13 protein-coding genes are annotated in these 13,681 nt (G+C 33.3%); 9 read left to right on the top strand and 4 right to left on the bottom strand.

The features are described 5' to 3' along the window. Positions 1-35: 35 nt before the first annotated feature. From B0A65_RS10435 to B0A65_RS10405, 7 genes are all read left to right on the top strand, one after another. Entirely contained in the window at positions 36-1,010 is a 975-nt protein-coding gene (locus tag B0A65_RS10435) for a PorP/SprF family type IX secretion system membrane protein (protein ID WP_074660300.1), read from the top strand. 260 nt (positions 1,011-1,270) lie between these two features. Beyond that, positions 1,271-2,458: a phosphoglycerate kinase gene (locus B0A65_RS10430; RefSeq protein WP_074660160.1), complete on the top strand. Its 1,188-nt coding sequence runs from the start codon at positions 1,271-1,273 to the stop codon at positions 2,456-2,458. A gap of 110 nt (positions 2,459-2,568) precedes the next feature. Next, complete coding sequence (locus B0A65_RS10425) at positions 2,569-4,404, top strand: LysM peptidoglycan-binding domain-containing protein (RefSeq protein WP_074660301.1); 1,836 nt, start codon at positions 2,569-2,571, stop codon at positions 4,402-4,404. 44 nt (positions 4,405-4,448) lie between these two features. Continuing rightward, a complete protein-coding gene (locus B0A65_RS10420; RefSeq protein WP_074660161.1) occupies positions 4,449-5,417 on the top strand; it encodes a DUF4837 family protein in 969 nt (322 codons plus the stop codon). A 51-nt stretch (positions 5,418-5,468) separates the two neighbouring features. Beyond that, entirely contained in the window at positions 5,469-6,110 is a 642-nt protein-coding gene (locus B0A65_RS10415; protein WP_074660162.1) for a DUF1579 domain-containing protein, read from the top strand. A 138-nt stretch (positions 6,111-6,248) separates the two neighbouring features. After that, positions 6,249-6,698, top strand: a complete 450-nt coding sequence (locus B0A65_RS10410; RefSeq protein ID WP_074660163.1) for a GNAT family N-acetyltransferase — start codon at positions 6,249-6,251, stop codon at positions 6,696-6,698. A 445-nt stretch (positions 6,699-7,143) separates the two neighbouring features. After that, positions 7,144-7,701 (top strand): TlpA family protein disulfide reductase, encoded by a 558-nt coding sequence (locus B0A65_RS10405; RefSeq protein WP_207556419.1) that lies wholly within the window; start codon positions 7,144-7,146, stop codon positions 7,699-7,701. Between the two features lie 3 nt (positions 7,702-7,704). Here the strand turns inward: B0A65_RS10405 and B0A65_RS10400 are convergent, their stop codons facing one another. From B0A65_RS10400 to rnpA, 4 genes are all read right to left on the bottom strand, one after another. Next, positions 7,705-8,508: an OmpA family protein gene (locus tag B0A65_RS10400; protein WP_074660165.1), complete on the bottom strand. Its 804-nt coding sequence runs from the start codon at positions 8,506-8,508 to the stop codon at positions 7,705-7,707. Between the two features lie 6 nt (positions 8,509-8,514). After that, a complete protein-coding gene (locus tag B0A65_RS10395) occupies positions 8,515-10,152 on the bottom strand; it encodes a S41 family peptidase (protein ID WP_074660166.1) in 1,638 nt (545 codons plus the stop codon). 3 nt (positions 10,153-10,155) lie between these two features. Continuing rightward, positions 10,156-10,989, bottom strand: a complete 834-nt coding sequence (locus tag B0A65_RS10390) for a DUF4349 domain-containing protein (RefSeq protein ID WP_074660167.1) — start codon at positions 10,987-10,989, stop codon at positions 10,156-10,158. Positions 10,990-11,069: 80 nt separating this feature from the next. Beyond that, positions 11,070-11,474 (bottom strand): ribonuclease P protein component, encoded by a 405-nt coding sequence (rnpA, locus tag B0A65_RS10385; protein WP_074660168.1) that lies wholly within the window; start codon positions 11,472-11,474, stop codon positions 11,070-11,072. A gap of 286 nt (positions 11,475-11,760) precedes the next feature. Here rnpA and B0A65_RS10380 point away from each other — a divergent pair, with 286 nt between their 5' ends. Further along, complete coding sequence (locus B0A65_RS10380) at positions 11,761-12,501, top strand: lysophospholipid acyltransferase family protein (protein ID WP_074660169.1); 741 nt, start codon at positions 11,761-11,763, stop codon at positions 12,499-12,501. A 53-nt stretch (positions 12,502-12,554) separates the two neighbouring features. Continuing rightward, positions 12,555-13,547, top strand: a complete 993-nt coding sequence (locus B0A65_RS10375; RefSeq protein WP_026982355.1) for an acyl-ACP desaturase — start codon at positions 12,555-12,557, stop codon at positions 13,545-13,547. The last annotated feature ends 134 nt before the right edge of the window (positions 13,548-13,681 follow it).

The following is a 13,681-nucleotide window of genomic DNA, read 5'->3' as shown; positions in this document are numbered from 1 at the left end:
TGCCCCTTATTATGTTGTCTAAAAAAATTATTACAATGAAAAAATTATTTTTATCCTTAGTACTCATGGCTGTAACAACAAGTTACAGCCAAGAGTTAAACCTACCAGTGTTTACCCAGTATTTAGCTGATAACCCTTTTGTGCTCTCACCAGCCTATGCGGGTATTGGAGACAACCTTAGGATTCGTGCCAACGGTCTTACTCAATGGGTCGGAATCAAAGATGCTCCCGAAAATCAGTCACTTTATGCTGATTTTAGAGTCCTGGATCGTTCCGGGGTGGGAATCTCGCTTTATAATGATAAAAACGGTTACACTAGACAAACTGGTGCAAAGGTTTCATTTGCGCACCATATCATTTTAGATTATTATTCGAAACAATATTTATCCTTCGGACTTTCGTATAACTTCAATAGTTTCCGAATTGATGTTGATGAATTTAATAATACGATTGAGCATCCTATTTTAGATCCGGCTGTGACAGATAATCGTTATACAGCTAATAATAACTTTGATATTAGTGCCTTGTATCGTAACAAGAATTTCTATGTGAGTTTTAATGCGAATAACGTTTTAAAGAAAAATACCGATAAATATCGTGGAGTAGAACCTAATTTACTTTCTAATTATCAGGTGTATACCGGAATGGTTTTTAAGGACGGAGAAAATAGCCGTATTGAATATGAACCATCAATTTACTACCAATATTTTGCAAGTGATAAACGTTCTACAACCGATTTTAACTTCAAATACAGACGTTACAACCGTTACGAAGATTATTACTGGATTGGAGTTTCATACCGTTTCTTAAACGACCAGTTTCCTAAACCATTATCAGTTGGACCTATGGCGGGTTTCATGAAGTCTAAATTCTACTTCGGATATTCGTACCAGGTAATGTTCAATGATCTTGGAAACTACAATACCGGTACGCACGTAGTTACTATCGGATTCGATTTCTTACAGGCTATCAGTAACTGTCCTTGTACACAAGGCCCTGTTCACGACTAAAACTTAAATAATTGAAAGTACTGCAGTCTGGGTTTTCATTTTTATTTCGTATAAAATTAAAGAAGATTTTTACTGCAGTATCTTTTAACTCATAATGGTATAAGCAACCATTTTTATCTTTTTTAATTATAAATTTGTTTTTTTTCATAATTTACATCGTTTTCGTTGTTATTGATAGGTTATTTTTACATATTTCAAATTTAATACTACTTTAAAAGTTCTATATTTGTTTTTCTTTCAAAAAATTAAAAAATTATCAAATGAAAACTTTAAACGATTTCGATTTTAAAAATAAAAAAGCAATCATCCGTGTTGACTTCAATGTGCCATTGGATGAAAATTTTAATGTAACGGATGCAACTCGTATCGAAGCTGCAAAACCAACAATTGATGCGATCTTAGCGCAGGGCGGAAGTGTAATTTTGATGTCGCATTTAGGAAGACCAAAAGGTGCTGAAGAGAAATATTCATTAAAACATATTTTAAAAACAGCTTCTGAAATTTTAGGTGTTGAAGTTAAGTTTGCTACTGATTGTGTTGGAGAACCAGCTCAAACTGCAGCAGCAGCTTTAAAGCCAGGTGAAGTTTTATTACTTGAGAATTTACGTTTTCATGCTGAAGAAGAAGCTGGAGATGTTGCTTTTGCAAAAGAATTAGCGTCTCTTGGAGATATTTATGTAAATGATGCTTTCGGAACGGCTCACAGAGCACACGCTTCAACAACAATTATTGCACAATTTTTTCCAACTGAAAAATGTTTCGGAACATTATTGGCAAAAGAAATCGAAAGTTTAAATAAAGTTCTTAAAAATAGCGAGAAACCAGTTACTGCTGTTCTTGGAGGTTCTAAAGTTTCCTCAAAAATCACGGTTATCGAAAATATCTTAGATAAAGTAGATCACATGATTATTGGTGGAGGTATGACTTTTACTTTCGTTAAAGCACTTGGTGGTAAAATTGGTGATTCTATTTGTGAAGATGATAAACAGGAATTAGCGCTTGAAATTTTAAGATTGGCTAAAGAAAAAGGGGTTCAGATTCATATTCCGGTTGATGTTATTGCTGCTGATGATTTCTCAAATACAGCCAATACAAAAGTGGTAGATGTAAAAGAAATTCCTGATGGATGGCAAGGTCTTGATGCAGGTCCTAAATCATTGGAAAATTTCAAAAAAGTAATTTTAGAATCTAAAACTATTTTATGGAATGGTCCGCTAGGTGTTTTTGAAATGGAAACATTTTCAAAAGGAACGATCGCTTTAGGTGATTATATCGCTGAAGCAACTGAAAAAGGTGCTTTTTCATTAGTAGGTGGTGGCGATTCTGTTGCCGCTGTAAAACAGTTCGGTTTTGAAGACAAAATGAGCTATGTTTCTACTGGTGGTGGGGCAATGCTTGAAATGTTAGAAGGAAAAATTTTACCTGGAATCGCTGCGATTTTAGACTAAAAAATCACAATTAACATTTTTTTGCATATTTTTCATTGGTAATCTCTCTAAGTTTGCAAAAGTAAGGTTTCTATATTTCGTTGATTTATAGAATTTTAAAAAAATGTTATATGATTATAAAGAAAATCTCCTTAGCGGTTACAGCTCTTTTTTCGATAACGATGTTTGCGCAGGAAACTGCAACAACTTCGCTGGATATACAACCAGAAGTAAAGCTGTCGTATCTTGATTCAGTAAAGAGTTCTTTCAAAAAGGACGAGGTAGCTGCAAAAGTAGACAGCCTTTGGATGAAGGAATGTTTGAGTTTAGACATCTACAATGAATTTTCAAAAGATGTTCAAACCTTAAATACAGATCAGGATGTTGATGCCGAATTGCCAACAGAGCTTTTAAAACAGCGCTTGCAGGCAATGAATGAGAAATCTCCTTTTAATATTGAATACAATCAGGGATTAGAAAACATAATAAAGTCATTTCTTAAGAATCGTAAAAAATCGTTTTCCCGATTGATGGCTTTATCAGAATATTATTTCCCAATTTTTGAAGAAGCTTTTGCCAAACAAAATATTCCTTTAGAAATTAAATATTTAGCTATTGTAGAATCTGCTTTAAATCCTAAAGCAGTTTCTAGAATGGGCGCCACGGGTCTCTGGCAATTTATGTACGGAACCGGAAAACAATATGCTCTTAAAATCGATTCTTATGTCGATGAACGCAGTGATCCATTGAAAGCTACTGCCGCAGCTTCAGATTATTTCTCTAAAATGTTTACTATTTTCGGCGACTGGGAGCTTGTTTTGGCTTCTTATAACTCAGGTCCCGGAAATGTTACCAAAGCAATTCGCCGTTCTGGTGGTCAGACAAAATACTGGGATATTCGTAACAATCTTCCAAAAGAAACACAAGGTTATGTCCCTGCATTTTATGCAACAATGTATCTTTTTGAATATCATAAAGAACACGGAATCAATCCTGAAAGAGCTGTCGTTAAAAACTTCGAGACAGATACAGTTAATGTTAAAAGCGAAATGACATTCAAACAAATTGCCGATTTGTTAGACATGCCACAATCTCAAATTCAGCTTTTAAATCCTTCTTATAAATTAAATGTTGTTCCTTTTTATCAGGGAGAAAATCATTTTATTCGTTTACCGAAAGATAAAATCGCAACTTTTGTAACCAACGAAGACAAGATTTATGCTTATGTAAGACATGAATTAGAAAATAAAACGATGCCAAGTCGTTTGGCTCTAAAAGTGACACCTAAAGCAAAAGCACAATTAAGCAAAATAATCGATACGGATATTCAGTTATATAAAATTCAAAAAGGTGATAATTTAGGTGCAATTGCTGAAAAATATAATGTTAGCATAACCGATTTAAAGAAATGGAATAATCTTAAATCAAATTCGGTTGCACTGGGAAGAACATTAAAAATAAAATCTGATGTTGATCCGCTTAAAGTTTCAAAAGACACTAAAGCTATTCCTGCCATAGATAAAAAATCAGAAGAGGCCATTGCTGCTGTTGATGATAAAGATAAAGTAGCAGGTCAGGGACAAGAATATGTTGTAGCGGCTGGAGACAATTTAGGAAGCATTGCTAAAAAGTTCGGTACGACTATTGCTGATCTAAAAGAGCTTAATAATCTAGCTTCAAACAATATTGGTTTAGGGAAAACTTTAGTAATTTCTAAAGCAATTCCGGCAATTGAAGAAGCGGCTACAGTTAATACAGCTATTGTTTCAAATGCCTCAATTGATTCTTTCAAAAAGAAAACAATTTCTGCAAAAAGTTTGGGTGAAGATTATTACGTTAAAAAAGGAGATTCATTATATAGTATTTCAAAAAAATATCCCGGAGTTACAATTTCGGATATTAAAAAATGGAACGGTATTAAAAATGAAGATCTAAAACCGGGAATGAAGCTCAAAATAAACGGATAAAAAAAAATCATTTAAATTTGGGTTTTATTTCATAAATTAATAAAATGAATAAAACCCATTTTTTATTGGTACTAATCCCGTTTCTGTTGATTTCGTGTTTAAAAACCGAAAAACAACCTGAACCTGTTTCGGGTAAAACCAATACCATTTCAGTTATTATAGACGATCAGTTGTGGTACGGAGAAGTGGGCGATAGCATCAGAAACAAATTCGCTTCGCCAGTTTGGGGCCTTACTCAGGAAGAACCACTTTTTACAATCAATCAATATCCTGCCAAATTACTAGAAGGTTTTGTTACCGATAGCCGAAGCATTATTGTAGTAAAAAAAGCAGCTACAGATAAATTCGAAATCATACGAAGTAAAGCTTTACCTCACAATACATTCCGCATTTACGGAAAATCAGTAGATGATATTATTTGTAGTCTCGAAATGAACGGATCGCAAATTATTAAACTCATTCGTGATGCCGAAATCGAAAAAATCCAACAAGACAATAGCAAAGCGCTATTAAACCCTGCGGTGCTTAAGAATAAATTTCATATTGATGTGCAAATCCCGACCGGGTATGAATATATGTTGCACAAAAAGAATTTTCTTTGGCTGAAAAAAGAGATTATTAGCGGTAATACAAGCCTTCTTATTTATCAGGTTCCCATAAAACAATTGACCAAAAGTTCAGACATTGTGGGCAATATCATCAAAATGCGTGACTCAGTCGGACTTTACATTAAAGGCCGTGAACCCAACACGCAAATGATTACCGGAGAAGCTTATGCACCTTATTTTTCGACTATTTCTTTAGATGGAAAAAAGACTTTTGAAACCAAAGGAACCTGGGAGTTGAAAAACGATTTCATGACAGGGCCATTTATCAATTATGCAATTGTGGATGAAGCCAACAAACGTATTTTAGTAATTGAAGGATTTTGTTATTCCCCATCCAATCAGGAAAGAGATTTAATGCTCGAGTTAGAAGCTATTATTAAATCTGTTAAAATTGATAAAAGATAGTTTGCGATATTTTTCATACTTTTGTTTTAACAAACATTAAATCAGTATATTATGAAAAGTTTTTATGTAGGATTATCAATGTTGGTACTGTGTTTTGTTTCTTGTAAAAAAGAAGTAAAACCAGAAACGGAAGCCGTTACAGTTACGGATAGCGTGAAAACAGAAGAACCAATTGCTGAGCAGCCTTTAGATTCTGCAACGCAAATGAAATTATGGACAGCATATGCTACGCCAGGAAATGCACATAAAATGATGGCTGATGAAACCGGAACCTGGAAATGCGATATGACTTTTTGGGAAGAACCAAATGGAAAACCTAGTAATGCCACTTCTACAGCAAATGTTAAAATGATATATGGGGGACGTTATCAGGAAACCGATTATAAGGGAACTATGATGGGACAGCCATTTGAAGGAAAAGCAACTTTGGCTTATAATAATGCCAGTAAAGAATTTACCACCACCTTTATTGATAATATGGGCACCGGTATGATGGTTGCGATTGGGAAATACGACGAAGCCACCAAAAAACTAGATTTAAAAGGTGATATGGTGAGCCCACTAAATGGTAAAAAAACACCGTATCGTGAAGTTTATACATTTGTTGATGCAAATACCCGTAAAATGGAAATGTATGATACTAAAAATGGAGAAGAGTATAAGAGTATGGAAATTACAATGACAAGGAAATAAGAATCCTAATTTATAACTAGAGATTAAAGATATAAATCCTGATTGCTTACGTAATCGGGATTTCTTTTTTTGAATGTAAGTGTAATTGTGATATTTTAAATTTAATTTTGCTCTTCAAATTAGAATAAATAGTTCACAATGGAATTAAAATGGAAAATAAAGCCGTTTGAGACACTAACGGTTCATGAGTTATACGATTTGCTTAAAGTGAGAAGCGAGATCTTTGTAGTGGAGCAAAATTGCGTCTATTTGGATATTGATGGCAAAGACAAGAAAGCGCTGCACTTAATTGGTGAATATGATGGAAAAATAGTAGCATACTCCCGTTTATTCGATGCCGGAATTAGTTTTGATAATGCTTCTATCGGAAGAGTAGTTGTTGATGCCAATTACCGTGATAAAAAATGGGGACATGATTTAATGCGTGAAGCTATCGCCGGAATAAAAGCAAATTTCGGAAAGGATAAAATCACAATTGGTGCACAACTGTATTTGAAAAAATTCTATGAAAGCCATGGATTTGTTCAGACAAGCGAAATGTATTTAGAAGATGATATTCCGCATATTGAGATGATTCGTGGAGAATAATTTAAAATAGATTTTACTTTAACAAGACAGTGTTGCGATAAAAAATAATTATAATGTTTTTTTATATAATTAGCTTTAAAATAGAAAAATAGCAACTTTATTTGAAGCTTAACTTTAAGTAATTTCTTTAGAATTTCATAATCAGAGAAACTATTTAGGATAATACTGAAAGGTTTTTTTTAATAGTAAGTATTAGAAAAAAGAAATAAAAGGAATTCAATAATAGAGATTGGTTAAGGAAAAAGAGTATTTGGACGCAATCGAGAGCAACAAAGATGAAACATATTTCCTTTACAAAAACACATCAAAAATAGATTTAAAATATTATTTTTTATTTGATATTATTAGTAATCAGATGTTTATTTGCTTTATTGCAGATAAGAACTTTTTGATTTTATCAGTTTTGAATTACAATTTTGCTTATTTTAGAAGAAAAAAACATCATATGAAAAATCTTCTCGTGTTTATTTTCGTTTTAATTTTATCAAATCAGGTTTTTAGTCAAAACAAATTAAAAGTAGGTGGAAAAGCGCCAAAACTAAATATCACAGATTACCTTCATAATGCTCCTGAAGATAAAAGCATAGAAAAAAAGTATATTTTATTAGAGTTTTGGGCAACTTGGTGTGCTACTTGTTTGGAGGAAGTACCCAATCTCAACAAAATGCAGGAAAGATTTAAAGATAGAAAAGAGCTCGTTTTTGTTTCTATTACGGACGAATCTCCAGAGAAAACGAAGAAAACATTAGAAAGAGTGAAGTTTAATTCTATTGTGGTAAGTGATCAGACCAAACAAGCCCTTAATGATTTTGTAGTTGATGATGCTTTTGGAGGTTATTCTCTGCCAAAGACCATTTTAATTGATGATAAAGGAATAGTAAGGTGGATTGGAAAGCCCTATACGATAAATGATACTGTAATCAATAAATTTCTGGATGGAAAAGAAATTCTCGAATCTGATAATACAGCTTCAAACAAACCAGCAGAACCAACTTTTAAATAAGATTTATATTTTAGTTATCAAAAATTCCACACGTCTATCAAAATCATCACCTCGTCCTAACGGATATTTATTGCCACAACCCAAATACGACATTCTGTTTTTGGATACTTTTTTAGTAGACAAATAATTAAAAACGGTTTTGGCACGGTTCCAGGAAAGTCTTCTTTCCTTGGTGTCTTTGTCAATTCCGTCACTGTATATTTCAGGAGTGCAACAAACATGGCCTCTGATTTCAAATTGGATTTTTTTGTCCGTTTGAAGTTTTACGGCAATTTTATCCAATTCTTTTTTTGATGCAGCGGTTAGTTTTGAACTTCCAATGTCAAATAGGATGTTGTCTAAGTATATTTTATCTCCAACTTTTAAATTGTCTTTAAACGAGGTATAAATGCCTTTTCCAAAACTATTCCGCTTTACAACAATTAAATCAACCCGCCGATTTTTAGAGCGTGTTTCATGAAGATTTTCGACAGTGTCTGGTTTTACAACAACACGGCCTTTTCCTTCTAAGATAACAATTTTGCTTTGATTAAAGCCAGCCGAAACTAAAAGGTTCTGAATTGTGTTGGCACGATTATTTGATAATCTAAAATTATAGTCATCGTTACCGCGATCATCGCAGTAGCCGTAAATTTGTACCGACTCAACTTTCGAAGTGTCTATACTTTTAATAAAATTAGTTACAATTTCGGTTTGGTTAGGAGTGAGATCATATTTGTCAAACTCAAAATAAATGGTTTCAATAGGTTTTTGCTGCGCCGATAAATTGTAAATAATAAACAGAAATAGGGCTCTACAAATATTCATTATTTTTTAAATTTTTAAAATCGTCTTGTACTCGGTTTGATTATTTAAAACGTTTACCGCTTTTTTAATCTCTGAATTGTTTTTAATATAAAATTGATACAAACCTTCCTGATATTGGTATCTTTTTATAAGTTCTTCCTGAATTAAACCTTTAATTTCTTTTTGGTTTTTATCCAGTAAGGTAGTTTCACTTCTTTCTAATGCTGCCAATAATTGCTGATATTCCGGTGCGATTGTTTCGTCAATTTTTTCTGTTTTGGCTGCAGTCAAAGTATTTCTTAAAGCAACTTCTGTTTCTGTATCAAAACTGATTTTATTAGCCTTTAAATATTGTTTAAAACTAGTATAATCTGCATCTGTCAATACCGGAATTTTATCTCCTAAATTTGGGTTTTTATAATAATAGGTTGTTGCATAATCGAAGATGCCATCGTTTTTCAATAATGCAGTTGTAATCGGACTCATTTTGGTTTCGTCTAGTTCAATATCTGGCAAAACACCTCCGCCATCATAAACTGTTCGGCCTTTTCTGGTTTTAAAAGCATTGAAGTTTTTAGCAGCTGTTTTTTGAGCAACACCATTTTTGTCTTTGTGCGCATAATCTAATGCCTGTATGCAACGGCCAGACGGCGTATAATAACGTGAAATAGTAACTTTTAGCTGAGTTCCGTAAGTAAGATCGACAGAACGTTGCACCAAACCTTTACCAAAGCTGCGACTTCCTAAAATAACAGCACGGTCTAAATCTTGCAAAGCCCCAGATACAATTTCTGATGCCGAAGCACTTCTTCCGTTCACCAAGATTGCTAGTGGAATCTGTGTATCAACGGGCTCTTTAGTTGTTTTATAAGTGTTGTTGTGTTTTTCAATTCTTGATTTTGTTGTTACGATAACTTCGTTTTTCGGAACAAATAAATTACAGATATCAATTGCTTCATTCAACAAGCCTCCAGGATTTCCTCTTAAATCTAAAACAATTTGCGTCGCTCCGTCAGCTTTTAGTTTCTCCAGAGCATCTTTAACTTCAACAGCAGCTTTTCTGCTAAAATGTGCCAAAACAATATAACCTGTTTTGTCATCAATTTTCCCGTAAAACGGTACCGATTTAATATCAACTTCGTCCAAAACCAATTCAGTTGTATTGGTTTTTCCCTGACGAAGGTATTTGATCTGGATTTTGGTGTTCTTTGTTCCTTTCAATAATTGCGATGCATCGTCTTTAAAATCAGCAATCAAAACATCACCAATTTGAATAATTTCATCCCCTGCTTTTAATCCGGCTTTATCAGCAGGATAGTTTTTGTAAGGTTCACGAACAATTAAACGATCATTTTTTCTAGAGATCAAAGCACCAATTCCGGTATATTCTCCGGTATTGTTGATTTTAAAATTGACAACATCTTGTTCGTTAAAGTAAACTGTGTACGGATCCAGACTTCCTAACATGCTTTTAATGGCTTTGTCCATCAAATCACCGGGATTAGTTTCGTCGACATAGTTGGTATTGACGGCTTTAAATAAAGTCGTGAAGATTTCGATTTGCTTGGCTATCTCAAAGAAATCATCTTTGAAACTGGTTCCAATAAATAAAAATCCTGCGGCAACGGCTGGTATAACAAATTTCTTTTTGAGATAAGGATACATGATTTATGCTTTTTTTCTTTTTAATCTTCTTCTAATAAAATAGGCTAATAAACAAAATAGAATAATAAACGGCCAAACGCTTAATAATGAAATTAATAAATCAGATAAACTAAAGAACCCTGATTTAATTGCTGTCCACAGTTTGGAGCCATACGATATTTTAACGCCTTCTTTTTCGGCAATTGTTTTGTAAAATTCAATAGTAATCGTGCTTTCAGAAACGCGGCTTTCCAAATATTTTAACTGGCCTTCTTTGGCGTCGATTTCCTCTCGAATAGTCGAAATTTGTTCTTCAATCTCTAAAATCTCACTTACTTTATTTGCTTTTTTTAAGATTTCAAGATAACGTTCTTCGAGTTTTTTCTTGGTTTTTAATCTGGATGTCAGGTCAATAAATTGTTCCGTAACATCTTCGGCAGATATACTTTTAACTTCAAAATAAGAAACCCCTTTAGAAATATCACTAATAAAACGATCAAAATTCTGACTTGGAACTTTTATCGTAAGATTTCTAAAAACAGTTGCAAAATCTTTTCCTTCAGAATCGTTTATTATTCTTGCTTTATTGGTAGTCGCTGCATTTTGAATTCGATTGAAAGCGGTTTCAATATTATCAGTTTCAAATCTTAAAGTAGCTTCTTTTATGATTTTTTGTTCTATTTTTTCTTTTATCACAGGTGGAGCTGCCGGATCTGGACTTTTGTCGTATGCAGCTGACTCGTTTTTAGGCGGAAGTTTTACTGTTTGAACTGCCACGATATTCTCTTCGGGTTCGTACGATTTATTACAACCGGAAAGAATTAAAACAAAACAGAAAAAACAGAAAATATATCTCATAAAGTTCCAATTTAGAGCTAAAACTACAATTTTTTTATAATTTTTTCTCTAATTTGACAAACAAAGTTATGTTTTGAGATTTAGATTTCTGTTTTAGTTTCAGAATCTGTCGTTTTGTTTATTTGTTGTACAAATTTCTCAAACAACTGAATGGTCTTAGTATTGATTTCTGCGTAAGATAATTTGTCTTTTGTCTGATAAAAAAACATCAGAGAATAAGGCTGTTCCAGATTATCCAAAAGCAAATGTTTGTTTAATCGATAAGTTTCACGTAACACTCTTTTGAAGTAATTACGGTCAACGGCTCTCTTGAAATATTTCTTAGAAACCGAAACGCCCATTTTAATTTTTTCTTCTGAATTAGCTTCCGCCTGACGGTAAACCAAACGCAACGGGTATTTTGAAACCGATTTTCCTTCAGAAAACAGTAAACCAATTGTCGTTTTGCTCTTTAAGCGTTCATTTTTAGGGTAAGTGAAGTTCATTTAATTCAGAAAAAATTTGCAATTTCAGGTACAAAGGTAATTTTTTTATTTTCGGTTTAAAGTGGTTCATGGGTTTTATGAAATGAATTGGCGTTTTTTTATAATGTATAATAGCCCTGGAGCGCTTAAATTCGTAAAATCCAATTATTAATGTAAAATACATTTCGTACAAATTGGTTTAATTTTCAAAGCATTTTTTCTTTTAATTACAGTTATGCTGATACTTGTATAATTTTTATACCGCTAAAAATTTATTTATTACTTTTGGCAATTAATTTTTTTAAGCATGCAAAAGATAATTTCGTATCCCATATCCGTAATTTACTATTTATGTTTTGGATTGTGTCTGGTTGTTTTTCACCCGATACAATGGATTTGCCTAAATGTTTTTGGCTATCAGGCTCATAAAATTAGTGTTGATTATTTGAATTTTTTCCTTTTAAGATGTACAAATCTTGTAGGAACACGATATACAATCGAAAATAGAGAGACAATTCCCACGGGAGTTCCTTTGATTTTCGTGTCGAATCACCAAAGCATGTACGATATCGTAGCAATGATTTGGTACTTTAGAAGATTTCATTGTAAATTTGTAAGTAAGAAGGAGTTAGGTAGCGGAATCCCGAGTGTGTCTTTTAATTTGCGCCACGGAGGATCAGTACTAATTGACCGTAAAGATCCTAAACAAGCGATTCCGGTAATCAAAGGCTTGTCTGAATATATTGAAAAGAATAAAAGATCTGCAGTAATTTTTCCCGAAGGCACAAGAAGTAAAACGGGTAAACCAAAAGAATTTGCCCAAAGCGGTTTGAAAATTCTTTGTAAATATGCGCCATCAGCATATGTAGTGCCAGTAAGCATCAACAATTCATGGAAAATGGTGAAATACGGGTTTTTCCCGGTTGGTTTAGGAAATCACCTTACCTTTACCGCACATAAAGCAATGGCTGTAAAAGATTATGATTTTGCCGAGTTAATGAGGTTGACAGAAAAGGCAGTTGTTGAAGGAGTAAACGAGTATAAATAGATTTTTGTTTTCAGAAATAAAACGGAAACACAAATCGCAATCTTAAATAAGTAATGTCTATAAAAAACATTAGATTAGAAGTAATGCAGTTTTTGGAAAAAAACGTGGATAGCTTCGTAGAACAGTATTTAATTCCAGTAGAAAAGATTTGGCAACCGTCAGATTTTTTGCCTAATTCTGAAGGTGATAACTTTTTTGAAGAGGTAAGAGAACTGCGTGAAATTGCTAAAGAATTACCATACGATTTTTGGGTAACGCTTGTTGGTGATACCATCACTGAAGAAGCTTTACCAACTTACGAATCATGGTTGATGGACGTTGAAGGAATAAATCAGATAGAAAATGGTGGAAACGGTTGGTCTAAATGGATTCGTCAATGGACTGGAGAAGAAAACCGCCACGGTGATTTACTAAATAAATACTTGTATTTGTCTGGTCGTGTTAATATGCGTGAAATCGAAATGACAACACAGCATTTAATCAACGACGGTTTTGATATTGGAACTGGATCTGACCCATACAAAAACTTTGTATACACTAGTTTCCAGGAATTAGCAACGTATGTTTCGCACAATAGAGTAGCTCAAATGGCTAAGAAATTTGGCGATAACAAGTTGTCTAAAATGTGTAAAATGATTGCAGGTGACGAAATGCGTCATCACCACGCTTATAGCGAATTTGTTACACGTATTTTTGCCGTTGATCCAAGCGAGATGATGTTGGCGTTTCAATACATGATGAAACAAAAAATCGTGATGCCGGCTCATTTCTTAAGAGAATCTGGTCAAAAGATCAGCTCTGCTTTCGAACAATTCTCTGACTCTGCACAACGTATCGGTGTTTACACTGCAAATGATTATGTAGATATCATGCAGAAATTAATTGACAAATGGGAAATTGACAAAGTTTCTAATTTGACAGATGAAGCAGAAAAAGCACGTGACTACTTAATGAAATTACCAGCTCGAATGGCAAGAATCTCTGAAAGATTAGTAATTCCTCAGGAATCTCACATTTTTAAATGGGTTGAACCTGCAAGACTTTAAAAATTTTAGATTGCAGATTTTAGATTTTAGATCGTTGTAACGATTTTAAAATTGATTTTTGCAATTCATATTGATATTGAAAATATTGTTGATTGTTGAAGTGTTAAGCTTTGACAATCAACATTTTTATTTAA

The organism is Flavobacterium frigidimaris, from assembly GCF_002217275.1.
Lineage (GTDB): Bacteria > Bacteroidota > Bacteroidia > Flavobacteriales > Flavobacteriaceae > Flavobacterium > Flavobacterium aquidurense.
The sequence above is the reverse complement of the archived record's forward strand: the minus strand, read 5'-3'. Positions and strand labels throughout refer to the sequence as shown.